General features: G+C 68.9%; 24 protein-coding genes and 1 pseudogene. 16 read left to right on the top strand and 9 right to left on the bottom strand.

The features are described from left to right. Nucleotides 1–124: 124 nt before the first annotated feature. The 4 genes from ACFQZV_RS01680 to ACFQZV_RS01665 all read right to left on the bottom strand — a co-directional run bounded on the left by ACFQZV_RS01680 (nucleotide 125) and on the right by ACFQZV_RS01665 (nucleotide 3,115). A complete protein-coding gene (locus tag ACFQZV_RS01680) occupies nucleotides 125–1,648 on the bottom strand; it encodes a choice-of-anchor K domain-containing protein (RefSeq protein ID WP_378751643.1) in 1,524 nt (507 codons plus the stop codon). Between the two features lie 127 nt (nucleotides 1,649–1,775). Next, on the bottom strand, nucleotides 1,776–2,222 hold the full coding sequence (locus ACFQZV_RS01675) for a DUF1801 domain-containing protein (RefSeq protein ID WP_378751641.1): 447 nt from the start codon (nucleotides 2,220–2,222) through the stop codon (nucleotides 1,776–1,778). Continuing rightward, a complete protein-coding gene (locus tag ACFQZV_RS01670; protein ID WP_378751639.1) occupies nucleotides 2,219–2,803 on the bottom strand; it encodes an HhH-GPD-type base excision DNA repair protein in 585 nt (194 codons plus the stop codon). The genes ACFQZV_RS01675 and ACFQZV_RS01670 overlap by 4 nt, the downstream gene beginning before the upstream one ends. Before the next feature lie 42 nt (nucleotides 2,804–2,845). Beyond that, on the bottom strand, nucleotides 2,846–3,115 hold the full coding sequence (locus tag ACFQZV_RS01665; RefSeq protein ID WP_378751637.1) for a hypothetical protein: 270 nt from the start codon (nucleotides 3,113–3,115) through the stop codon (nucleotides 2,846–2,848). Between ACFQZV_RS01665 and ACFQZV_RS01660 the strand changes: the two genes are divergently transcribed. The 7 genes from ACFQZV_RS01660 (at nucleotide 3,114) to ACFQZV_RS01630 (ending at nucleotide 8,382) form a co-directional block, all read left to right on the top strand. Then, entirely contained in the window at nucleotides 3,114–4,514 is a 1,401-nt protein-coding gene (locus tag ACFQZV_RS01660; RefSeq protein ID WP_378751635.1) for a protoporphyrinogen/coproporphyrinogen oxidase, read from the top strand. The two genes, ACFQZV_RS01665 and ACFQZV_RS01660, sit on opposite strands and share 2 nt — an antisense overlap. A gap of 100 nt (nucleotides 4,515–4,614) precedes the next feature. After that, on the top strand, nucleotides 4,615–4,977 hold the full coding sequence (locus ACFQZV_RS01655) for a hypothetical protein (RefSeq protein ID WP_378751633.1): 363 nt from the start codon (nucleotides 4,615–4,617) through the stop codon (nucleotides 4,975–4,977). Between the two features lies 1 nt (nucleotide 4,978). Next, nucleotides 4,979–5,380, top strand: coding sequence for a phage holin family protein (locus tag ACFQZV_RS01650; RefSeq protein ID WP_378751632.1), 402 nt, complete (start codon nucleotides 4,979–4,981; stop codon nucleotides 5,378–5,380). Continuing rightward, complete coding sequence (locus ACFQZV_RS01645; protein WP_378751630.1) at nucleotides 5,370–5,648, top strand: hypothetical protein; 279 nt, start codon at nucleotides 5,370–5,372, stop codon at nucleotides 5,646–5,648. Before ACFQZV_RS01650 ends, ACFQZV_RS01645 begins: the two co-directional genes overlap by 11 nt. Nucleotides 5,649–5,812: 164 nt before the next feature. After that, complete coding sequence (locus ACFQZV_RS01640) at nucleotides 5,813–6,652, top strand: uroporphyrinogen-III synthase (RefSeq protein WP_378751628.1); 840 nt, start codon at nucleotides 5,813–5,815, stop codon at nucleotides 6,650–6,652. A gap of 9 nt (nucleotides 6,653–6,661) precedes the next feature. Continuing rightward, nucleotides 6,662–7,636 carry a 2-phospho-L-lactate transferase gene (cofD, locus tag ACFQZV_RS01635; protein WP_378751626.1) on the top strand — a complete coding sequence of 325 codons (975 nt, stop codon included), beginning with the start codon at nucleotides 6,662–6,664 and terminating at the stop codon, nucleotides 7,634–7,636. A gap of 2 nt (nucleotides 7,637–7,638) precedes the next feature. Beyond that, nucleotides 7,639–8,382: a sulfite exporter TauE/SafE family protein gene (locus tag ACFQZV_RS01630; protein ID WP_378751624.1), complete on the top strand. Its 744-nt coding sequence runs from the start codon at nucleotides 7,639–7,641 to the stop codon at nucleotides 8,380–8,382. Nucleotides 8,383–8,439: 57 nt separating this feature from the next. On the opposite strand, the gene cofC is transcribed toward ACFQZV_RS01630, so the two are convergent. The 5 genes and pseudogenes from cofC to ACFQZV_RS01605 form a co-directional block, all read right to left on the bottom strand. Next, complete coding sequence (gene cofC / locus ACFQZV_RS01625; protein WP_378751622.1) at nucleotides 8,440–9,051, bottom strand: 2-phospho-L-lactate guanylyltransferase; 612 nt, start codon at nucleotides 9,049–9,051, stop codon at nucleotides 8,440–8,442. After that, a complete protein-coding gene (fgd, locus tag ACFQZV_RS01620; RefSeq protein ID WP_378751620.1) occupies nucleotides 9,048–10,061 on the bottom strand; it encodes a glucose-6-phosphate dehydrogenase (coenzyme-F420) in 1,014 nt (337 codons plus the stop codon). The genes cofC and fgd overlap by 4 nt, the downstream gene beginning before the upstream one ends. Beyond that, nucleotides 10,058–11,512, bottom strand: coding sequence for a flavin-containing monooxygenase (locus ACFQZV_RS01615; RefSeq protein WP_378751618.1), 1,455 nt, complete (start codon nucleotides 11,510–11,512; stop codon nucleotides 10,058–10,060). Before ACFQZV_RS01615 ends, fgd begins: the two co-directional genes overlap by 4 nt. Continuing rightward, nucleotides 11,509–13,869 (bottom strand): 7,8-didemethyl-8-hydroxy-5-deazariboflavin synthase CofG, encoded by a 2,361-nt coding sequence (cofG, locus tag ACFQZV_RS01610; protein WP_378751616.1) that lies wholly within the window; start codon nucleotides 13,867–13,869, stop codon nucleotides 11,509–11,511. Before cofG ends, ACFQZV_RS01615 begins: the two co-directional genes overlap by 4 nt. Nucleotides 13,870–13,896: 27 nt before the next feature. Then, nucleotides 13,897–14,390, bottom strand: a pseudogene (locus ACFQZV_RS01605) (transposase); the annotation flags it as partial. Between the two features lie 324 nt (nucleotides 14,391–14,714). Here ACFQZV_RS01605 and ACFQZV_RS01600 point away from each other — a divergent pair. From ACFQZV_RS01600 to ACFQZV_RS01560, 9 genes are all read left to right on the top strand, one after another. Beyond that, nucleotides 14,715–15,410 (top strand): TetR/AcrR family transcriptional regulator, encoded by a 696-nt coding sequence (locus tag ACFQZV_RS01600; protein ID WP_378751614.1) that lies wholly within the window; start codon nucleotides 14,715–14,717, stop codon nucleotides 15,408–15,410. Further along, a complete protein-coding gene (locus ACFQZV_RS01595; RefSeq protein WP_378751612.1) occupies nucleotides 15,407–16,624 on the top strand; it encodes an ABC transporter substrate-binding protein in 1,218 nt (405 codons plus the stop codon). The genes ACFQZV_RS01600 and ACFQZV_RS01595 overlap by 4 nt, the downstream gene beginning before the upstream one ends. 68 nt (nucleotides 16,625–16,692) lie before the next feature. After that, entirely contained in the window at nucleotides 16,693–17,499 is an 807-nt protein-coding gene (locus tag ACFQZV_RS01590) for an alpha/beta fold hydrolase (RefSeq protein ID WP_378751611.1), read from the top strand. Continuing rightward, on the top strand, nucleotides 17,496–18,482 hold the full coding sequence (locus ACFQZV_RS01585) for an LLM class flavin-dependent oxidoreductase (protein ID WP_378751609.1): 987 nt from the start codon (nucleotides 17,496–17,498) through the stop codon (nucleotides 18,480–18,482). Before ACFQZV_RS01590 ends, ACFQZV_RS01585 begins: the two co-directional genes overlap by 4 nt. Continuing rightward, nucleotides 18,479–19,282, top strand: a complete 804-nt coding sequence (locus ACFQZV_RS01580) for an ABC transporter ATP-binding protein (protein ID WP_378751607.1) — start codon at nucleotides 18,479–18,481, stop codon at nucleotides 19,280–19,282. The genes ACFQZV_RS01585 and ACFQZV_RS01580 overlap by 4 nt, the downstream gene beginning before the upstream one ends. After that, nucleotides 19,269–20,033: an ABC transporter ATP-binding protein gene (locus ACFQZV_RS01575; protein WP_378751605.1), complete on the top strand. Its 765-nt coding sequence runs from the start codon at nucleotides 19,269–19,271 to the stop codon at nucleotides 20,031–20,033. Before ACFQZV_RS01580 ends, ACFQZV_RS01575 begins: the two co-directional genes overlap by 14 nt. Beyond that, a complete protein-coding gene (locus tag ACFQZV_RS01570) occupies nucleotides 20,030–20,911 on the top strand; it encodes a branched-chain amino acid ABC transporter permease (protein ID WP_378751603.1) in 882 nt (293 codons plus the stop codon). Before ACFQZV_RS01575 ends, ACFQZV_RS01570 begins: the two co-directional genes overlap by 4 nt. After that, entirely contained in the window at nucleotides 20,911–22,038 is a 1,128-nt protein-coding gene (locus ACFQZV_RS01565) for a branched-chain amino acid ABC transporter permease (protein WP_378751601.1), read from the top strand. Before ACFQZV_RS01570 ends, ACFQZV_RS01565 begins: the two co-directional genes overlap by 1 nt. After that, nucleotides 22,035–22,964: a DUF1028 domain-containing protein gene (locus ACFQZV_RS01560; protein ID WP_378751599.1), complete on the top strand. Its 930-nt coding sequence runs from the start codon at nucleotides 22,035–22,037 to the stop codon at nucleotides 22,962–22,964. The genes ACFQZV_RS01565 and ACFQZV_RS01560 overlap by 4 nt, the downstream gene beginning before the upstream one ends. Nucleotides 22,965–22,981 lie beyond the last annotated feature (17 nt).

The following is a 22,981-nucleotide window of genomic DNA, read 5'->3' as shown; positions in this document are numbered from 1 at the left end:
ACACTCGCAAAAAACCGGAGGGTCCGCATAGGGATGCGGACCCTCCGGCGGCTCCGCCGAAGCGGGGCCATGCGGGGTGCGGGACGACTCTGGGGATCTGTGCCGGTCCGCACCCCGCAGCTCATCAGCGCTTTCGAGAGCGCATGGCTGATCCGAGCGTGAGGGCTCCGACGAGGAGCAGGCCGCCGCCGAGGATCGCGAACGGCAACACCGGTCCCGATCCGGTCAAGGGCAGCGCGCTGGGCCCACCCGGGTCACCGTCGGTCAGGGGCAACTCGAACGGCGGCGTCTCACTCTCGCTCGGTGTGGGAGTCGGCGTCGGTGTCGACGTGTCCGTGGGTGTCGGTGTCGGTGTCGGTGTCGGAGTGGGTGTCGACGTTTCGGTCGGCTCCGGCTCCGGCTCGTCGGCCGTGTTCGTGAAGGTGCACGTAATGGGTGCGGCAGCCGCGCTCGCGGCGGGCGCGATCGAAGCGAACGAGACGGTCGGACCGTCGACGGCGGCGCCGGCATCCGCTCCCAGACCGTCGAGGCACTGCACGCTCGTGAACGACCACGGGTCGGCGGTCGCGTCCTCGGTGATGGTGAGGTCTCGACCGACGACGTAGTCGCGCGTCCCAGATGCGACAGCCGTTCCCATCTCGGTCGGCTGGAGTGACAGGCCATCCCACATCTCGGCGTCCGTGCCACCGGGGGTGAAGGTGAAGGCGGGGATGCCGGCGTCCGGCTCCGTGCCTTCAGCGACCTTGGCGATCGTGATCGAGCGCACCTGGTCGATCTCGGCATAGAGACAGCCGTAGGTCGCGGTCCCCTCGACCGTCAAGAACTGCGGGATCGCGTCGCCCGCTTCATCGAGGGTCGCGGGACACGAACCATCGGCGGCCGGTGCGGTGAAACCCGAGACGACAAGGGTGTATCGGTTGCCATCCGACCCCGTGAATGACTGCGATCCGATGGTGTTGAGGAACTCGACCGTGTCGTTGTTGATCGGGTTGGATACCGGTGAGGCGGTGTTGGACGTCTCGTTGAGCATCCACTCGTAGTCGAGCGTCATCCCGAGGAAGTCGATCCGCATGATGCCGCGGAACCAGGAGTTCTCCAGCGTCGACACCGGATTGTTGCGGTGCACCATGCGTCCGAGGTTGAACGCGGTGTCGGTCGGTACCGAGGTGACCTGCGCCGGTTCGAATCCGAGCGCGCTCTGCCGCGTGAGGTCGAGGTCGGCTCCGCCGCAGGCGCTGCCGGTGTTGCCGTGGGCGCTGTAGACCACCGATCCGTGCTCGACCGACGCGGTGTACCCATCGGTCAGCGCGGCATCATCCGTGCCCGGACTTCCGCCGCTGTTGCCGATGACACCGTCGGCCCCTGCCGCTGCGCTGCCGTACCGGGCGCAGTCGCCGAGCGACGGGTTCGGCGCAGCCGCGCCGTCCCACCCGATGTGATCGACCATGCTCGCCCGGACCGACTGATCCGGTGGCACCGGCACATCGAGCGCGGCGGCCGGGGCGGCGCCGAGAATCCCCGCACCTGTCAACGCGGCGCCCAGCACGAGACTCGCGGTGGCCCCGGCGAGGCCGCGGCGTCGCCGCGACGCGCGGCGCGATTCCGCGGTGCGATTTCGGGCGCGCGAAAGCGCGACGTGGTCCTGCATGAAGTTCCCCCAAGAACACACCCGAAGGGGCGTTCACACGCCGGTCAGCACCCCAGATTGCATCGCGGCTTCATATAGGAGACCACACTCCGCGCATTCGATTACGCGTGTTCGGATGAATTTTCTCTCATCGAGTGGCCGCGTCGCGGACGGACTGGTCGACGGTGATAGATCCGTAGGGCGTTTGCTCGGATGCCATGTGCCGGAAGTCGTCGTCGAGAATCTGACGGAGGACGTCACCGTCGACAGCGTCGAGGTCGGCGATGTAGAGGCATCCCACGCCCGTCTTGTGGGGTCCGAGCCGCGACAGCAGATCGGCGTGCGCATCCGTCGAACGCAAGTAGATCGTGGTCGCCTGCGCTCGCGGCGAGAACCCCGAGACAGGCGCGTCGCCTTGCGTGCCGGTGGGGTAGCGGTAGTGGTACGAACCGAATCCGACGATCGTGCCCCACATCTCGGGCTCGAGACCCGTGACATCGCGCAACAGGGTGACCATGGTCTCGGCGTCACGCCGACGACGCGCCGAGCGCACTCCGGCGACGAACTCGCCGACGTCCCCTCCGGTCTTCTTCATGATCCGCTCTCCTTCTTCGCCTTGGCCGCTGCCTTCACCTCGCGCTTGTACGCGCGGACTTTGGTGAGCGACTCGGGCGAGACGATGTCGGCGACGCTGCGATACGAACCGGGGTCGCCGTACGGAGCGGATGCCTCCCGCCAGCCTGCACCCGCATACCCACACTGTTTGCCCAGCAGTGCGAGGAAGATCTTCGCCTTCTGCTCGCCGAAGCCGGGAAGTGCGCGCAACCGCTTCAGCACGGTGGCACCGTCGGGGTCGTCGGCGGTCCAGATCGCCGCGGCATCGCCGCCCCACTCCTGTTCGATCGCCTGGCAGAGGGATTGCACGCGGCCAGCCATCGAACCGGGGTAGCGGTGCACGGCGGGCGGGATGCGGAACGCCTCGACGACGCGATCGGGCTCCGCGTGGGCGAGCGTCGACGCGTCGATCGCGCCGACACGTTCGCGGATCTTCAGTGGGCCGGCGAAGGCGGTTTCCATCGCAACCTGCTGGTCCAGCAGCATCCCGATCAGCAGCGCCAGAGGATCGTCGGTGAGCAATGCGTCGGCTTCGGCATCGCCGGTGATGTGGAGTGCCATGCGTCCAGTATCGCCCTGTGAGCAGAAGCGTGGGGGCCGCGCTCAGAGCGGCCCGTCGGACGGGGTCCGGGTGTGAAGGCGTGGATGAGCCAGGTCGGTGTTGTCGAACAGCCAGTTCGCGCGCGACCGAGGATCCGATTCCTGCAGGTACAGCCGCTGGCCGTGCACATAGCGATGGTTCGACGGGGCTTCCGGGTCGGGATCATGCAGGCCGGTGAACCGCGTGTTCCCGCGTGGCACGCTGACGGTGAAGGGCACCTCGAGCCAGATGGCTTCTTCGGCGGTTCGGGCGGAGTGGGAGGATGGGGCCATGACCGACCCTGCACCGCCCGTCGAGTCGCTCGCCGGCCATGCCCGCGACACCCATGTCGTGATCGTCGGCGGGGGGATCGCCGGACTCGTCGCCGCGTGGGAGTGTGCGAAAGTAGGCCTGCAGACGACGGTGGTCGAGGCCGACGCAGAGTTCGGCGGCACGATCCGCTCGGCTGACATCGCCGGCTTCACCCTCGATGTCGGCGCGGATGGCTTCGCGACGGGTGGCGGCCAGGTCGAGGCGATCATCGACGAGTTGGGGCTGTCTGCCGAGCTCGTCGACAGTGCCGAGTTGCCTGTCTGGATCGCCGATGCGGGGGTCGTTGCGCCCGCCCCCGCCGACAGCGTGCTCGGCATCCCTGCGAATCCCTGGGACGCCTCGGTCCGCCGGATGATCGGGTGGCGCGGCGCATGGCGGGCCTATCTCGACCGGCTGCGACCCCCGCTCACGATCGGCCAGCAACGCAATCTCGATGCCCTGGTGCGCGGACGCATGGGAGACCGCGTCGTCGACCGTCTTGTCGCCCCGGTCACAGTGGGGCGCCACGGTCTGCGTCCTGATGAGGTGGATGTCGATCTCGCCGCCCCCGGACTGAACACCGCGCTGACGCGCACCGGGTCGCTCGGGGGTGCGGTCGCTCAGGTGCGGGCCGACCGTGAGGGTGCTCCCAGATACCGGTCGCTCGTCGGGGGAATGACCGGACTCGTCGAGGGTCTGCTCGAACGACTGCGCGTCCTCGGAGCCGACGTTGCGGGCGAGTCCCCGGTTTCGGCGCTGACCCGGCACGGCGACGGTCGGTGGGGCGTGACGATCGGCGACGGCGAAGTGATCGCCGATGTGGTGATCATCGCAACGCCCGAGGCTGAGGCCCGTCGTCTGCTTGCGCCGCACGTCCCGGTGGTCGAAGCCGACGGCGGCCTCGCCCCGCTCGACACGGTCACGTTGGTGGTGAACGGTTCGCTTGAGGGCCGCGAGGTGCTGCCGGTCCCGGGCGCCAGCCCGGCACGCTCGGTGACCGTTCCCTCACATCGCTGGGCGTCGCAGGCCGAGCGGGTCGGCGCGGACGCTGTGGTGGTGCGGGTGACGCTCGCCGAACCGGCGGCCGACGATGAGGCGGCGATCGCGGCGGCGAAGGATGCGGCATCCGCCCTTCTCGGGCAGTCGCTCGACGTGCGCGGTGCCCGACGCGCGACGTTCCACCCCTCACCGCCCCGCTCCGCGACAGGGCGGATGGTGCAGTCCGAGCGGGTGCGCAACGGCGTCCGCGCGGTCGGCGGTCTGTCTGTGATCGGCGGCTGGATCGCCGGAAGCGGGCTGGCGCAGATCATCCCCGATGCGCTCGACGCGGCCGAACGGGTGCGGCGCCACGCGCTCTTCGGTGCCGAGGCCGCGGAGTGAAGCGTGCGCGTCCCTGGATGTCAAGGGTGGATGCCCGAAAGGGAATACGGGTCTACGCTGGACGGGTAGGCATGCGCAACACCGACCGTGAGGAGACCCCATGAGGGGCAAGACTGGACTCGTCATCGGACTCGCCGTGGGCTACGTGCTCGGCTCGCGGGCGGGTCGTGAACGCTACGAGCAGATCAGAACCCAGTGGCTGAAGCTGTGGAACACCGAGCCCGTGCAGAAGCAGGTGGACAAGGCGAAGGATCTCGCGAAGTCCGCTGCGTTGGCGGTGCCGACCACCCTGTGGGAGTCCGCGGTGAAGGTGACGAAGGCTGCGACCACGAAGGGGACGGCGGGCGAGCGTCTCGACGCCGCACTGCAGGCGGGCAAGGACGGTGCCGCCGATGTTGCGGAGGCTGCGGAGGAGACCGCCGAGGCGGCGAAGTCCGCGGCCGACACGCGCGGGGGAGCATGACGTGACGACGCCGCGCGGATTTCGTGACCGCGCCGATGACAGCCTTCTGACGCTGCTCGGCGACATACCCGAACTCATCCGAAACCTCGTCGTCGCCGAGCTCGAGGCCGGCAAGGCATGGGTCAAGCGCACCGCGAAGGACGCGGGCATCGGTGCCGGCTGGATCGCCGGGGCGTTGTTCGTCTTGTTCTGGACGGTTCCCGCACTCGGCGCGTTCGTGATCATCGGCCTGTCGTCCTGGTGGCCGGCGTGGCTGTCGGCGCTGGTCGTGTTCGTCGCGATGCTGCTGATCGCGATCATCCTGGCGCTCCTCGGCATCGGGAGGTTCCGCCGCATCTCGAAGTCGCAGAACCCCGTGCAATCGATCGCCCAGGACGTCAAGGAGGTGCGCGATGAGCTCTGAAGCGCCCGTACCCGTGCCCCGTACCGGAGTTCCGATCGGGATCGGTGACCCCGTCGAGCAGGCCCGTGCAGAGTTGAAGGCGGCGCTGGCCGCGATCGAAGAGAAGGCGAACGTTCCTCGTCGCGTGGAACAGGCGGCTTCTGAGAAGGCCGCGGCCCTGCGTCGGGCCGCCCGCCGCAACCCGACTCTCGTGATCGTGGGCGTCGTCGCGACGGCAGCGGTGGTCGGGGGCGCCGTGTGGGGATTGGTGCGCCTTTACACGCGCTGACCTCCGCTTCTGCGGAGGCCCCGAGGTGACGCCTCATTCACGGGGTATGCTCGGGAATCAGGCAGTGCAATGGAGCGGATGCTGCCGACTGCGCGAATCCGATTCGATCGCGCGTCGGTTGCCCGACAGCCGGGCAACCGGCTGAGTCCCACGAGAGTCGATCCATGAACACAGCCGCAACACCTACGCCCGAGAAGCCCCTCGCGGGTTGGCGCGTCCTCGTGCCCCGCGGCGGCCCCTGGGGAGACGGCGTCGCGGCGACCTTGCGGAGCCAGGGTGCGGTACCGGTGATCGCCCCGCTGATCAACTTCGCTCCGTCGACGGATCAGGCGACCCTCGAGGAGGCATTGGCCGATCTGTCGGCTGGTCGGTTCGCGTGGCTGACCGTGACGAGTGCGACCACGGTCGATGTGCTCCATGCGTATCGCGCCACGATTCCGCCCGAAACCAAGGTCGCGGCGGTCGGCGAGACGACGTCGGCGGCATTGCAGGCGGTCGGGTACCGCGTCGATCTCGTTCCAGACCAGGACAACTCGGCGGCAGGGATGGCCGAACAGCTCATCGCCCTCGAAGCGGAGCCCCGCGACATCCTCACCTTGCGCAGCGAGATCGCCAAGCCTGTGCTCACCCGTAAGCTCACCGAGGCGGGCCATCGGGTACGCAGCGTCGTGGCATACCGCACCGTCGGGGTTCCGGTGACCGAGCGGATCGCCGGCGACGTCCGGTCAGGACGGATCAACGCGATTCTGGTCACGAGTGGCTCCGTCGCCGAACAGGTACGACAGCAGTTCGCCGGTATCCCCGACGCGACCGTCATCGCCGCGATCGGCCCACGAACGGCGAAGGACGCCCGGAGGGTGGGACTGCCCGTCGACGTGGTCGCAGACACCCAGACCGTCGACGGGTTGCTCGCCGCTGTCGCGCGCTTTCCCCTGCCGCACGCCGCTGACGAGTTCGCGCCGCGCACCGGGGCATTCCCGTTGCTGCCGCCCGAGAACGAGTGACGGCGACGGGTGGCGACGTCCGCACCACGTGTGGTGCTGTTGGCCGGTGGTGTCGGAGGTTCGCGCTTCGCGCTGGGGCTGCGTGACGCCCTCGAGCGCCGCGATGCACCGCAGGCGACGATCATCGCCAACACGGGGGATGACCTTTGGCTGTCGGGCGTGCGTCTGCAGCCCGACGTCGATTCGATGCTGTACGCGCTCGCCGGGGTGAACGACACCGTCCGGGGATGGGGGCGTGCCGGTGACAGTGAGCGGGTAGGCGAAGAACTCCAGGCATGGGGTGCCGGGTGGCCGTGGTTCACGCTCGGCGACCTCGACCTCGGCACGCATCTGGCGCGCACCGGATGGTTGCGCGACGGCCTCACACCCACACAGGTGATCGAGCGTCTCTCGCGCCGCTGGCCACTCGGGGTGTCGATCCTTCCGATGACCGACGATGAGGTCGACACGCACGTCGTTCTCACCGACGGCACGCGCATGCACTTCCAGGAGTGGTGGACGCGCCACCGTGCCGCCCTCCCGCCCGCGGAGTTCGTCTCGCCGGGTATCGCCTCGGCCACCCCCGCGCCGGGTGTGGCCGAGGCGATCTCGTCGGCCGATGTCGTGATGTTCGCCCCGTCGAACCCCGTCGTCTCGATCGGGCCGATCCTCGCCGTCCCCGGTGTTCGTGACGCGCTCCGAGCCACCGGTGCCCGCGTCGTGGGTATCTCGCCCATCATCGGTGGCCGCGTCGTGCGCGGGATGGCGGATGTGTGCCTCACGGCGATCGGGGTCGAGACCTCGGCGGTCGCCGTCGCCCGACACTACGGCGCGCGAGATCGTGGCGGTCTTCTCGATGCGTGGCTCGTCGCTGAGGATGACGCGGCGGGCGTCGCCGAGCTCGCGCAGTCGGGCATCGGTGCGTCTGCCGTGCCGTTGCTGATGTCGGACGCCGCCGCTTCGGCGGCGATCGCCGATGCGGCGCTCGCGGCGGCGGGCTTCTGACGATGATGGACCTGGCGTGGACGGGCTGGCTGCTGCTGGGTATCGCCGCGGTGGTGATCGGCATCTCGAAGACGGCGGTCCCGGGTGCCGGAACGATCGCCGTCGCAATCTTCGCTGCGGTGTTACCGGCACGGCAATCGACGGGCGTCATCTTGCTGCTGCTCATCGTGGCCGACATCTTCGCCGTGGTCATGTACCGGCGCCACGCGAACTGGCGGGCCCTGCTGGGCTTGGCGCCGGCGGTGATCGTCGGAGTCGTGGTGGGAACGGCGTTCCTCGCCGTCGCCGATGACTTCTGGGTGCGGCGCGTCATCGGGGTGATCCTGCTCGGGGTCGTCGCGATCACGCTGATCAGGCGACGGATGCCCCCCGGGATCGATGACGAGCGTCCGCACCGCGTCGCGGCAGCGACCTATGGCACCCTCGGGGGTTTCACGACGATGGTGGCGAACGCTGCCGGCCCGGTCATGTCGATGTACTTCCTCGCCGCCCGGTTCCCCGTGAAGGAGTTCCTCGGCACGGCCGCGTGGTTCTTCGCGATCGTGAACATCGCCAAGGTGCCGTTCTCGGTCGGTCTCGGCCTCATCACGATGCCGGGGCTCGTGATCGACGCGATCCTCGTCCCGCTCGTCGTCGGCGGGGCGCTGACAGGACGGTGGATCGCGAACCGCATCCCTCAGCGCTTCTTCGAACACCTGGTCATCGTCTTCACGATCGCGGGGGCGCTATACCTCTTGATCGCGTAGCCGTGCTCTGGCGGCCGTGTTCGGCTGAACGGACGTCGCACCGCACGTGTGCGTCGATCATCGGCCCGCGAGCAGAGCAGCCGTGCGCGGTCCGAGCCCGAGCCGCTGCGCTTCGGCGAGATGATCCGCCGTGTCGATGTCACGGCGGAGGGTCGCCGCATCCATCGCCACGGGAACGCACCCGAGATCGCGATGGCGGGCGAACGACCCGTCGCCGAACGAGGACTCCCACGTCACCCCGGGGCCAGCGGTCACGAGGGTCGAGCCGGTGCCTTCGGCATCGGGCACCACGGCGCGCGCGAGGGTCCGCGCCGCCCGGAGAGCCCGCGCGAGATCGGTCGGGTCCAGCGCGGGGAGGTCACCCAGGAGCGCCGCCCGGGGGCGATCGGGGAACGCCGTGACGCCGGTGGCGACCGCAGCATCCAAACCGCGTCGTTCGCCTTCAGGGACGAAACGAAGCCCGCGCACCTCGAGGGAGTCGAGGACGACACTGCCGTCATCGCCCACCACCACGATCTGTGCGACCTCGTCGCACGCAGCGGCCGCCGCGATCGTGTCTGCGGCAAGCGCACGCGCGAGCGCCACCCGGTCGACGCCGTCGACATTCAGGCGCGTCTTGCCGCGGGTCGGATCCTTGACCGGGATGACGAGGATCCAGCCGGATGTCACCCGCCGAACCGGGCCCGCAACCGCGGCAGGATCTCGGCGCCGTACATGCGCAGGAACTCCTCCTGGTCGTGACCGGGGTCGTGGAACACCAGGTGCCGGAAGCCCAGATCGAGGTAGCGCGAAATCGACTCGACGTGCTCGTCGGGGTCGGTCGACACGATGAAACGGGATGCGGCGCGTTCGATCGGCAGCTCGGCCGCGCGACGTTGCATCTCGATCGGGTCGTGGATTCCCATCTTCTCTTCGGGTGTCAGCGCGAGCGGCGCCCAGAACCGCGTCTTCTCGAGCGCGGTATCGCGGTCGGGGTGGTACGAGACCTTGACTTCCATCAGCGTGTCGATCGCATCTGCGGCGCGCTCGGACTTCTCCAAGCCCTCGCGCAGGGCGGGCAGGAGCTTGTCGGCGTACAGGGCCGGGTCCTTGCCGCTGGTGGTGATGAAACCGTCGGCGACGCGTCCGGCCAGCCGCGTGGCCGCGGGGCCGGCAGCGCCGATGTAGATCGGCACCTTCTGTTCGGGGCGGTCGTAGACGGTGGCGTCCGTGACCGAGTAGTACGTGCCCTCGTACGTGACACGCTCACCCGACCACAGGGCCTCCATGAGAGCAATCGACTCCTTGAGGCGTTGGAAACGCTCGGGCGGGTCGGGCCAGTCAAGACCCAGCGTCACCTCGTTGAGCGCCTCGCCGGTGCCGACACCGAGGATGACGCGGCCCGGGAACATGACGCCGAGCGTCGCGAATGCTTGCGCGATGACGGCCGGGTGATAGCGGAATGTGGGGGTCAGGACGCTCGTTCCCAGCAAGACCCGTGAGGTCTGAGCGCCCATCGCTCCGAGCAGGGGCAGTGCGGCGGGCGCGTGTCCCCCCTCGTGCATCCAGGGCTGGAAGTGGTCCGAGACGAAGACCGAGTCGAACCCCATTTCTTCGGCGAGGACGGCGTAGTCCACCAGCTGCGAGGGGCCGAACTGTTCGGCGGAGGCTTTGTATCCGAAACGGAGGGGAATGGTCATGGGGAACCTCTCGTGATGGGGGCAGGAAGGAATTCGGACCCGTCGGCGGCGGCGAGCCGCTCTCGGAAGGCGGCGACCGTGCCGGGCCACAGCAGCGTGAGCCGGCCGGAACGGTCGTCGACGTACCAGTTGCGGCATCCGCCGCGCAGCCACGGCGTCTGGGCGGCGGCCGCGTCGATCTCGGCGGTGTAGGCCGCCTCCGCGTCGGGATCGACGCGGAGGACGCCGTCGCGATGCGCGATCGTGCGGGCGGCGTAGGCGGCCTGTTCTTCGATCATCAGCACCGACGACGTGTGGCCGAGCGAGGCGTTCGGGCCGTTGAGGACGAACAGGTTCGGGAATCCGCTCACGACCGTCGATCCGAACGACGTCATGCCCGCGGACCAATGCTCGGCGAGTGTCTCCGACTCGCCGCGCACGAGTTCGGCGTACGGCTGTCGGGTCGACGAGAACCCGGTCGCCAGCACCAGTGCGTCGACTTCGGCGCGAGTGCCGTCCTCGGCGACGAGGGTTCCGGCATCCACCGAGGCGAGAGCGGACGGAACGAGGCGGACGCGATCCGACGCGAGGGCAGGATAGAACGCGTCCGACAGCAGTACCCGCTTGCACCCGAAGGCGTAGTCGGGTGTCAGTGCGTCACGCAACGCGGGGTCAGAGATCTGCGCGTGGAGGTGCGCGAGCGCCTGCGCCGTCGCGGCGGCCGCCGCATCCCGATCACCCGATCGTGACGCGAACCGCTCCTCGCCTTCGGCATCGAGTTCGGCACGCACCGCGGCGAGGGCATCGGCATCGTCGGCGAACCGGGCTCGCTCTGCTGCGGTGTACTCCCGCGCGTTGCGGGGCATGATCCAGGCGGGCGTGCGCTGGAAGAGCGTGACATCGGCGGTCGCCGCGAGCTCGGGCACGAGTTGGATCGCGGATGCCCCCGTGCCCACGACGCCCACACGCACGCCGGAAAGGTCGACGGAGTGATCCCATCGCGCGGAATGGAAGATGGGCCCCGCAAACGACTCCAAACCGGGGATCTCGGGAATCGAGGGCTCGGTCAGGCGACCGCACGCGAGCACGAGCACGTCGGCTTCGAGCACTGTGGGTGCGATGCCACCGATGTCGAGGACCCAATGGTCACCCATCCACTCCGCGCCGTCGAGGGGCGAACTCAGCCTCGGCACGATGCCCTCGGCCGCGGCAACCTGCTCGAGGTAGTCGCGGATCTCGGCGCCCGGGGCATAGACGGCCGACCACGAAGGATTCGGATGATCGGCGAAACCGTAAAGGTGGCTGGGCACATCGCAGGCGATGCCGGGGTAGGTGTTGTCACGCCATGTGCCGCCGAGGGCGGTCGCGCGTTCGAGGACGGTGACAGACTCGACGCCCGCCCGGCGCAGCGACATGGCCATGCCGATGCCGGCGAACCCGGCTCCGACGATCGCCACCTCGAGGCGCGTCATGATCCCGCCTCGCGTGCGGGTGCGGTGGTGTACGTGGTGGTGCGCAGTCGGAACGGCCGGAACAGGCGGGAGGCGATGGCCGCGGCGTCCGCGACGGGGAGTTCATGACCGTGCTCGATTCCGGCCGCTGGCTTGACGCGCCCGTCGAGCAGGGTGCCCCCGAGGTCGTCGCCCCCCGAGCGCAGCAGGGTCGCGGCGTTCTCGCGGCCGACACGGGTCCACGGGATCTGCACGTGCGCGATGCTGCCGGTGAGCAGCAGGCGCGACACGGCGACCATGGCACGGTGTTCGTCGATCGCCGCGCGCCCCGGAACGAGGGGCACGCCGCTGCGGGCGCCGGGGAGAGGGATCGGGACGAATTCGCTGAAGCCGCCTGTCGTCGACTGGATGCGCCGCAGACGCCTGAGGTGTGCGATGCGCTCGGCGGCCGTTTCGACGTGTCCGTAGAAGAGCACGCTGGTCGAGCGGAAGCCCGCGGCATGGGCCGCACTGATCCCCTCGATCCAGGCATCGATCTCGAGGTCCTCCGGGGCGACGAGGGCACGCACGCGCTCGGACAGCACCTTCACTCCGGTACCGGGAACGGTGTCGACCCCCGCATCTCGCAGTGCCGACAGCGCGCCCACGAGACCGAATCCACCACGGTCGGCGAGATCGCGGACATCCTGGGGACGATAGGCATGGATGTGCAGGTCGGGCGCCGCGTGGGCGATCGTCCGCACGATGTCGAGGTAAGCCTGCGGGTCTTCGGATGCGGACAGACGACCCTGGATGCAGACCTCGGTCGCGCCGAGGTCCACGGCGTCGCGCGCGACGGCCGCGGCGTCGTCGAGGGTGAACTCGTCGTCGGCCTGTGCGCCGGCACGGCGGAAGCCGGACGAGGTCAGGTTGCGGTTGACGACGAGTGTGACTGCTTCGCCCACGGTGTATCGCCGCACGTCGTCGGCTGTCGCCGTCACGACGTCGAGGTCCTCACCGGACGCGGTGAGCAGCGTGGCCCAGTCGACGTCGTCGAGGGCGAGCGGGTCGGATGCCGCGGACTCCGCCAACGTGCGCACGGTCGACGCCGTCGCGCGGATGCGAGGCGCGGGGCCTTCGTCGCGGGCGGTGTCGACCGTCCGGGCGCTCGCCGCGGCCAGACCCGTGGCGGGGTCGGCAAGCGCGGACACGGCCTCGGTGAGGGTGGGGGCGATCCACTCGTCCGCTGAAGCGACGTACTCGGGATGCGCGGTGAGGCGTTCGTGCAGTTCGAACCCGAGCGCGGACGTCTGCTTCGCGAGGTCGTCGATGTGCGGCCAGGGCCGTTCGGGGTTGACATGGTCGGCCGTCAGCGGCGACACCCCGCCCCAGTCGTCGGCACCCGCGCGCACCAGGAGAGACAACTCTCCGGGGTCGGAGAGGTTGGGCGGCACCTGGATGCGCATGCGCGATCCCATCACGAGGCGTGCGACGGCCACCGCGGCGACGTACTCGATCAGGTCGGCGTCGGGTGCCGAGCGCATCGCCGTCTTGGGCTTGGCCCGGAAGTTCTGCACGATGATCTCCTGCAGATGCCCGTGTCGTTCGTGGGCGTCGCGCAGCGCGAGGAGCGATTCGGCTCGATCGCGCAGCGTCTCACCGATCCCGACGAGGATGCCGGTGGTGAACGGCACCCGGGCGCGGCCGGCATCCTCGATCACCGTCAGGCGCACGTCGGGGTCTTTGTCCGGTGAGCCGTAATGCACCTGTCCCGGCTCCTCGAAGAGCCGCCGCGACGTCGTCTCGAGCATCATCCCCATCGACGGCGACACGTCGCGCAGCCGAAGGAGCTCGTCGTGCGTCATGACACCGGGGTTCGCGTGGGCGAGCAGCCCGGTCTCGCGGGTGATGAGATCAGCCATCGCCACGACGTAGTCGATCGTCGAGGCGTAGCCGCGCTCGTCCAACCACGCGCGCGCCTCGGGCCAGCGGTCTTCGGGGCGATCACCGAGGGTGAGGAGCGCCTCTTTGCACCCGAGCGCGGCCCCTTGTCGAGCGACGGCCAGCACCTGCTCGGGACTCATATAGGCCGGCTTGTGCTGTTTCAGCAGTTGGCCGGGGGTGTCCACGAAGATGCAGTAGTGACAGCGGTCGCGGCACAGGGTCGTCAGGGGAACGAAGACCTTGCGGGAGTAGGTGATGACGCCCGGGCGTCCGGACTCCATGCCGCCCGCATCGCGTAGCGACCCCGCCGCCGAGAGCAGTCGCTCAAGGTCGGCGCCGGATGCCGACAGCAGGGCCTCCGCCTCGTCGGTGCCGAGTCGCTCGCCTCGCTCAGCGGCAGCCAGCGCGGCGTCGCGCGCCGTCTGCTGCGGGGGCAGCGGGTCGAGCAGGGTCATCGATCAAGTCTTGCACCGATTCGCGGCTCATCGCGAACGAGAGCGTAGGAGCGGTCCGAATCCGCCGGGTTCGAGCAGTGATCCGGCGATGCAGGTGGTGAGGTATCGGAGCCCGGTTGCGTAGCCGCGGAGGTGCTCAAGGCGCCCGTTGATCGCCTCGTGGCTCGTTCGAGGCACCGGGTGGCCGAGGAAAGCGAGAATGCCGGCGGCTCGCTGCTTGAGCGTTCGGTCGCATCGGTGGTTCCGTTGAGTATCGCGAGGGCGCCGTTGCTGACGGACACGATGTCCCCCGCATCATCTCCTTGGCCTTGTTCTGCTCGGGGTCGCGGTAGGCGGTGACGATGCGCCGGTAGATACCCCAAGTCGCCTCGACCTCGACATGCTCCTCGGCCGCGAACACGGCCTCAATGCGTGCGGTCTGCTTCTCGGCGAGGAAGCTCGCGACGGTGTGGAGGCACGTGGGGACCCCCAGCGTGACCGCGGTACCCGAGCGTGTCCTGCCGGACCCGCTGCCGGGTCCGTCAGGACGCCGCCAGCCTCGAATTGGTCGAAAGGGTCGACTGGCGCCAGCAACTCGCTCTCCGGACATGCCGGGGCGAGTCAGGTGTGTAAATTTCAGGTTTCGACAGGGTTCCGCGAATGCGCGCTGCCAGGAGTAGTTGGTGTCAATGGTGGCCCGTCGTAGCGCGGATTCCCGCGGAGCGGGGGCGCGAAGTGCCCCACGCTGGTATGTAACACGTTCGTTTCGCGATTGCGGTTCGTCGATCGAGGTCCACGGGTGTCGTTGACGCAGGGGCCTTCGTGCCCTAACTTCAACACCCAACAGAATCCGTACCACTTGGTACATGACCGCCGACGACGGGACAGGAGGTGCCGGCATGACCGAGAAGAAGGTCTCCAAGAAGTCGAAGCACCTCGACGCCGTGATCGACCAGCTGATGTCGACCGGCATCAACGACCTCAGCCTGCGCGAACTCGCAGCCCAGATCGGCACGAGCCACCGCGTGCTCATCTATCACTTCACCTCGAAGGAGAACCTCGTCAACGAGGTGGTCCACGAGGTTCGTCGCCGCGAACGCGAGCTTTTCCGGCAGGAGGAGCCGTCGGAGACGACCGACCTCGCCACCGCCCTCATGGCGTTCTTCGACCACAACATCTCCGAGGGCATGCGCTCCTACTTCCGCCTCTTCTACGAGGTGTGGGGCATCGCGCAGTCGAAGCCCGAAGCCTACGAGCCGTTCCTCGACGGCATCGTCTCGGTCTGGGTCGATTCCCTCGCCGAGAACTTTGAACGCGCCGGGTACAGCCCGGAGTTCGCCGTCGCCCGCGCGACCCTCGTGCTGGCGACCCTGCGCGGTCTTCAACTCGATCTCTTCACCACCCAGGACGAAGCCCGCGTGCGCGCGGCGTTCTCCGGGCTGGTCGAGCTGATCGTGAACGAAGCCCGCGCATCCACCACCGTCCCCCTCGACCCGACGGGGCGCACCAGAGAGAGCAACACCCCACCTACAGAGCACCACCCGAACGGAGAGGCACCATGAGAAGGAAAGCGCTTCTTGCAATTCCCGCAGCGGCCGTCACCGCTGCGCTGATCTTCACCGGATGCAGCGACGGCGGCGGTTCCACGCCCGACTCCTCGGGCGACACCGGAGGCGGCGACCCGATCGTGATCGGGGTCGCCAGCGCCCAGACCGGATTCTTCTCCGGATTCGATGTGCCGGTGAAGAACGCGATCGATATGGCCGTCGCCGAGTACAACGCCGAGGGCGGGGTGCTCGGGCGTCAGCTCGAGGTGGTCGTCTCCGACACCAAGTCCGATGTGGAGCTGAGCGCGTCGGCGGCGATCGAGGTGCTCGACCAGGGCGCCGACGTCGTCGTGACGATGTGTGACTACAACCTCGGCGCTCCCGCCGCTCAGGAGGCGCAGGCCCAGGGCAAGATCGCGTTCTCGTGCGCCGGCAGCGCGCTGTTCGGGCCCGTCGGGATCGGACCGCTCGCCTACAGCGTCAACGAGAGCTCGACGACACAGGCATCCATCGGCGCCGAGTTCGCGTACAACTCGGGCTGGACGACGGCGTACATGCTCGGCGACACCGGCGAGGACTTCACGAGCTCCTGGTGCTCCGCGTTCAAGGAGACATTCGAGACCCTCGGTGGATCGATCGTCGGCGAGGACACGTTCGTCCAGGGCGACACGACGGTCGCGACCCAGGTGTCGAACCTCGTCTCGTCGGGGTCGGACCCGGGCGTGGTCGCGCTGTGCGGCTACCCCCCGACCGGTTCGACCGCGGTCGGCCAGCTTCGCGCCGCGGGCGTGACCGCGCCGATCGTGACCACCTCCGGGTTCGACGGACCCGGCTGGATGGAGGCCGTTCCGGGAGTCTCCGATGTCTACGCGGTGGCGAGCGCCTCGATCTACGGCGACGACCCGAACCCCGCGGTGAACGAGCTCGTCGCCGCCTACACCGAGGAGTACGGTGCGCCGGCGACGTCGTACCTGGTCTATGGTTACGCGATCGTGCAGTCGATCGTGGAGGCGATGACTCAGGCCGATTCCACCGAGGGCGAAGCCATGGCTGCGGCGCTCGACACCTTTACCGACGTCGAGACCATCCTGGGGCCGAGCACGTACACGGCTGGATGCCACGTCACGATCGAGCGTCCGATGCAGATCATCTCGTACGCGAACGACGCCGGCACCTGGGTCGAGTCGCTGACGCCCTCCCAGCCGATCCTGCCCGACGGCTGCAGCTAGCAGTCCAGCCAGGGCCGCGACGGGTCCCCGGCCGTGTCCGGGGACCCGTCCCACCCCAAGGAGATCCCGTGAGCTTCGATCCCGTCCGCATCCAGGGACCGGCAGGCGCCCTCGCCGGCTGGGTGCGCCCCGGCACCGACGATGCAGCCATCCCGATCCTGTTCCTTCACCCGATCAACATGCAGGGGAGGATCTGGTTCGATCTGGCGAACGAGCTCGGGCCCGAGCGGACCCTGTTCATGCCCGACCTCCGCGCGCACGGAGACTCGGATCCGGACGGCGACTTCGGACTGGACGAATGGCTGTCCGACATCGAGGCGTTCATCGATCAGGTCGGGCCCGCGGTCCCGGCGCATGTCGTCGGAGGGTCCTTGGGGGGCTCGCTCGCCGTGTGCCTGGCCGGGAGTCGGCCCGAAGCCGTCCTGTCCATCACCGCGATCGGCAGCTCGCTCAACTTCGAGGGCGCCGACGCACAGGCCGTGCTCGACGTCTTCGATGAATACGGCGTGCCGGGCACCTTCGAAAAGGTCTTCCCGGAGATCACGTTCGGTCCGTACGTCGACCGCGGGATCATCGACCTCGGCATCCGCCTCTCGAATCCCAACCCGGTGGAGATCGTCAAGCGTGTCTGGGAGGCGACGGTGTACTCCGACTCGACCGACCGCGCGGCGCGCATCGACGTGCCCACCCTCGTTCTCACCGGCCAGTTCGACGGGACGTGCACGCCGGAACTCGGGATGCAGATGGCCAGGGCCCTCCGCACCGAACTCGTCCTCATGCCGGACATCGGTCACATGCCCATGCTCGAGGCTCCCGCCCGAGTCGCTCACCTCGTGAGCGCCCACCTCGACCACACCGAAAGGACCCCCTCATGACTGCTCCGGTAGGTCTTCTGATCGGCAGCCACATTCCGCCCGCCGACATCCCGCGCCTGGCGGTGCTGGCCGAGGAGAAGGGCTTCGGCGAGGTGTGGCTCACCGAGGACCTCTGGTACTCCTCCGGCGTCATTACCGCCACGGCCGCGCTCGCGGCGACCGCCAGCATCCCGATCGGACTGGGGATCCAGTCCGCCGTCTCGCGCCACGTCTCCATCCAGGCGCTCGACTTCGCCACGATCGAGGCGATATTCCCGGGACGGTTCTGGCCCGGCATCGGACTCGGCCTTCCCGCGTGGCTGAACCAAATGGGTATCATGCCGAAGTCGCCGATGCGCGCCGTGCGCGAGGCGGTCGAGAACACCAAGGCGCTCCTCGCCGGAGAAACCGTCACCGTTGACGGCATCCACCAGCTCTCGGAGATCAGGCTCGCCTACCCGGCCCAGGAGGTGCCGCCGATGTACATCGGCGCGGTCGGGCCGAAGTCGATCCAGCAGACCGGCCGCATCGCGGACGGACTCGTTGCCTCGACGACGTCGGGAACCGCCTATATCGAGTGGGCGCGGAAGCTGCTGGATGCGGGCGCCGCGGAGGCGGGCGACACCCGCCACAAGCGCATCGTCACGTTCGCGCTGTTCTGCGGCGACGATGACCCCCAGGTGGCGCGGGACGCGCTGCGGCAGTCGCTCGCGTTCTACCTGACGATCATGCAGGGCACCGACCTCATCTCGGTGTACGGCATCGACGAAGAACTGGCGGAGCTGGCGACCGGTGGAGCGGAGCGGGTGGCGGCCGAGATGCCCGACGCGTGGCTGGAGGATCTCGCGATCGCCGGCACCGCCGAGCAGTGCGCCGCGAAGATTCAGGCGTTCCTCGATGCCGGCTCCGACTCGGTCATCCTCTTTCCCGCGCCTTTCGAGCGCGGCGAAGAGCTCGTTCGCTTCGCCGGCGAACGAGTGCTTCCCCTCCTTCCCCGATCATGAGCATCGCCGAGGTCGCAGCCGACAGGCTCGAGGTCGGACATCCGGCCGATCCGGTCATCGAGGCCGACGGCATCAGCGTCGCGTTCGAGGGCGTCAAGGCCCTCGAGGATGTGACGCTCGCCGTCGGCCGGAACGAGGTGTTCGGGCTCATCGGTCCGAACGGCGCGGGCAAGACGACGTTCATGAATGTGCTCTCGGGGTTCCAGCGACCCACCGCCGGTTCGGTCCGCGTCGGCGGGGGCGTCATGACGGGCGTCCGGCCCGAGAAGATCGCGAAGGCCGGTGTCGGGCGCACGTTCCAGGCGGTGCGGCCGTTCGGCCGGCTGACCGTGCAGCAGAACGTAGAACTCGGCGCCATCGGTGCCGGCGTCGCGCGTCGCGAAGTGCGGGAGCGCACGGCCGAGATGCTCGACGCGCTGTCGCTGACGCACCGTCGCGACAGCTACGCCGACGCTCTTCCCCACGGCGAGGAGCGTCGTCTCGGCATCGCGCGCGCTCTCGCGGGCGGCCCGCAGGTGCTCCTGCTCGATGAGCCGGCAGCGGGGACGAACGAGTCCGAGAGCGATGAGCTCGTCGCTTCGCTGCTCGCCGTCAAGGCGCGATTCTCGTGCTCGCTCGTGATCATCGAGCACGACATGCGGCTGATCATGGGCATCTGCGAGCGCATCCACGTGCTCGACTTCGGGCGCAGCATCGCTGAGGGCACTCCCGCGCAGGTGCGCGCGAACCCCGCCGTGCTCGAGGCCTACCTCGGCGTGAACGAGACGTCGGAGACCGGGGGGCAGGATGCTGCGGGTTGACGATCTCGTCGTGCGCTACGGCCGTTCGCCGGCGCTGCGCGGCGTGAGCTTCCGGGTCGACGAGGGGCAGGTCGTCTCGCTCGTGGGACCGAACGGGGCCGGGAAGACCACGTCGCTGAAGGCGATCGTCGGTCTTGTGGCACCCGCATCCGGGTCGATCACGGTCGACGGCGAGAGCGTTCTCGGGCGACGTCCGGAGGCGCTGCTCCGGCGGGGGCTCTCGCTCGTGCCGGAGGGGCGTCACATCTTCGGGACGCTCACGGTGGAGGAGAATCTCCGGCTCGGCGGCACCGCCCGGAAGGACAAGCGCGCGCTCCGCGCCGACGTGCGGGAGTTCATGGAGCGGTTCCCGGCGCTCGGACGCCGGCAGAACTCCCCGGCGGGAAAGCTTTCTGGCGGCGAGCAGCAGCAGCTCGCGATCGCCCGGGCGCTCATCGCGAAGCCGCGACTGCTCATGCTCGACGAGCCGTCGCTGGGGCTTGCGCCCCTCATCGTGGAGCAGATCTTCGACATCGTCGCGCAGCTGCGCGCGGAGGGAGGCACCGTGCTGCTGGTGGAGCAGAACGCCGCGAAGGCGGTCGCTCTGGCCGATGTCTCCTACGTCCTGCAGTCGGGGGAGGTCGTGATGTCCGGCACGGCGGACGAGATCCTCGCCTCCGACGACATCGTGGACAGCTACTTCGGCGGCAGGAGCGGTTCGCCTGAGACGCCGGCGCCGGACGCGTCCGGGGGGACGGGGGCGGACGCATGAACATCTCCCAGGCCATTGTCGACGGTCTCTCGCTCGGAAGCCTCTTCGCCATCTTCGCGCTCGGCATCGCGCTCATCTTCGGCATTCTCAAGATGATCAACTTCGCCCACAGCGAGCTCGTCACGATCGGCGCGTACGTGCTCATCCTCATGGCGGACGTGCCGCTCATCATGAGGCTCGTCGTGCTGGTGATCGTGACGGTCCTGATCGCCGTGCTCATGGAGCGCGTGGCGTTCCGTCCGGTCCGGGGGGCGGGACCGGTCGTCATGCTCATCACGTCGTTCGGCGTCAGCTACCTCCTGCAGAACGTGGCGATCCTCATCTTCGGGCCGGACCTGCGCTCCGGTTCAGTGTGGCCGTTCTTGAACGAGTCCTTCCAGCTCGGACCCGTGCGGATGCTGACGCTCAACCTCGTGACGATCATCCTCACCGCCGTCCTCCTGGTGGGGCTCGCGATCTTCCTTAAGCGCACCTCGGTCGGCATGCAGATGCGCGCCACCGCCGAGGACTTCACCACCGCACGCCTGGTGGGCGTCCGCGCGAACGTGGTGATCGCGGTCGCGTTTGGCATCAGCGGCCTCCTCGCCTCGATCGCCGCCGTTCTACTGACGGCGCAGACCGGGGTGGTCACGAACACGATCGGCGTGCAGGTGGTGCTGATGGCGTTCGTAGCGACGATCCTCGGCGGGATGGGGTCGCTCTCGGGTGCCGTAATCGGTGCGTATGCGCTGGGCGCGATCTCGGTCGCCCTGCAACTCGTGCTGCCCCTGGAGCTGCGGCCCTTCCGCGACGCTTTCCTGTTCGCGGCGGTGTTCCTGGTGCTCGTCTTCCGCCCGAACGGCCTGATCGTGACGCGTGCGTCGAGAGCGAGGGTCTGATGTCTCCCATCGCACAGCACACCTCTCCGATCCGCAGGCCGCTGAACTCGCTGTCAACGCCGTTCCTGCTCATCGTCGTGATGGTCGTGGCGTCGGTGCTCGCCTCTACCCTCGGCGACGCCTCGCTCCGCCGCATCGTCGTGGGTGCGCTGGTGAATATGATCGCCGTGATCGGGATCTACGTCTTCATCGGCCTCACGGGGGTGTTCTCCTTCGGGCAGCTCGCCTTCATGGCGATCGGCGCATACGCGACCGCCGTCCTCACGGTTCCGATCGCGTCGAAGAGCGCCCTCTTCGACGGCATGCCGGAGTGGCTCGTCCAGGCGCAGCTGCCGGGCATCCTGGCGGTGCTCGTCGGGGCGGTGCTCGCCGCGGCGGTCGCTCTCGTGCTCAGCATCCCGCTCGCCCGGATGAACGACATCACCGCGAGCCTCGGCACTCTGGCGATCCTCGTGGCGGTGTACGTCGTCGCCGGCAACTGGTCGGCCGTCACGAACGGATCGCGCGGGATCACCGCCATTCCGACCTCGACGACGCTCGTGGTCGCGCTGGTCGTCGGCGGTGTCGTCATCGTCGCGGTCTGGCTCTTTCAGGAGTCACCGATCGGCTTGAAGATCCGCGCGACGAGAGAGGATGCGGTCGCGGCCCGCGCGATCGGCATCAACGTCGGGGTGTCGCGCGGCATCGCGTTCGTCGCGTCCGGGTTCGTCGTCGGCATCGCCGGAGGTCTGTACGCGCAACTCCAGGGGAGCCTCTCTCCGGATGCGTTCTACCTCGGTCCGACGTTCATCCTCATCGCGATGCTCGTCGTCGGCGGGATGTCCTCCCTCACCGGCGCGGTGGTCGGCACCCTCGTCATCACGGCGCTCCGCCGCAGCCTGCAGTGGATCGAAGGGGGCATCGAGCGTCCAGGACTGACGGAGGTGGGCCTCGGGATCGCGCTGTTGGCCATCCTGGCCTTCCGCCGCCGCGGCATCACCGACGGGCGCGAGCTGTCATGGGGGTCGCTGGTCTGGTTCTTCGGCGCGGGTGGCCCGCTCCGGCGGTCGCGCCGGCACTCGGAGAAGACGACGGCGCAGTCCGTGGGCGAGCCGAGCTCCGATACCGAAAAGGTGGGTGCGTCATGACCTATTCGATCCTCGCCCTGGACCCGGAGGCGGGCCAGATCGGCGTAGCCGTGCAGTCGCATTACTTCGGCGTCGGATCCCTCGTGCCGTGGGCCCGACCCGGGGTCGGTGTCGTCGCGACCCAGTCGGTGGTGCGCGCCGAGTACGGGCGGGACCTCCTCGACGAGCTCGCGGCGGGCCGAGATCCTCAGCAGGCGCTGGACGAGCTGGTCGCGGCCGACGACGGGGAAGCCGTTCGGCAGGTCGCCGTCCTTCGGATCGACGGCGTCGGGGCCACGCACACGGGCTCTGGGTGCATCGCCAGCGCGGGACACGCGGTGGGGTCCCTTGCCCGCGGCCAGGCGAATCTCGTCGCCGGACCGGCCGTGTGGGAAGGGATGCTCGACGTCTTCGAGAACTCGGCGGGGACGCTGGCCTCGCGGATGCTCGATGCCCTCGACGCCGCTCAAGACGCCGGCGGCGACCTTCGTGGACAGCAGGCCGCCGCACTGAAAATCGTCTCGACCACGGATACGAGCGACCTCGGCGCGGACACTGTCCTCGACCTGCGCGTCGACGACCATCCCGCACCCCTCGCGGAACTGCGCAGGCTGGCGTCTGCCGCCACGGCGCTTTCCGGGCTCGTGGCGATGCTCGAGCATCCCGGTCTTCTCATTGGAGACGCTACGGCGGCCGAGGATGCGGTCGCGAACGCGGTCGGCGAGCTGGAACGCGCTCAGCGCATACTCGGCGACGCGAACCTCGAACCGACGGTGTGGCGCGGACTGATCCTGGCCCGCTTCGGCGATCGCACCGGAGCCGCGAACGCGCTCAGCGCCGCCGCATCCCACGACCCTGCCGTGACGCAGCTGCTCGCGTCGCTCGCCGGGGCGGGGATGTGGCAGTCGCCCATGGACGACCTTCTCGCCCTCACCGAACGACCCTGACCCTCGCACGAAGATCC

The sequence above is a fragment of the Microbacterium koreense genome (assembly GCF_042677105.1).
Taxonomy (GTDB): Bacteria; Actinomycetota; Actinomycetes; order Actinomycetales; family Microbacteriaceae; genus Microbacterium; species Microbacterium koreense.
This window is presented reverse-complemented; position numbering and strand designations above follow the sequence as displayed.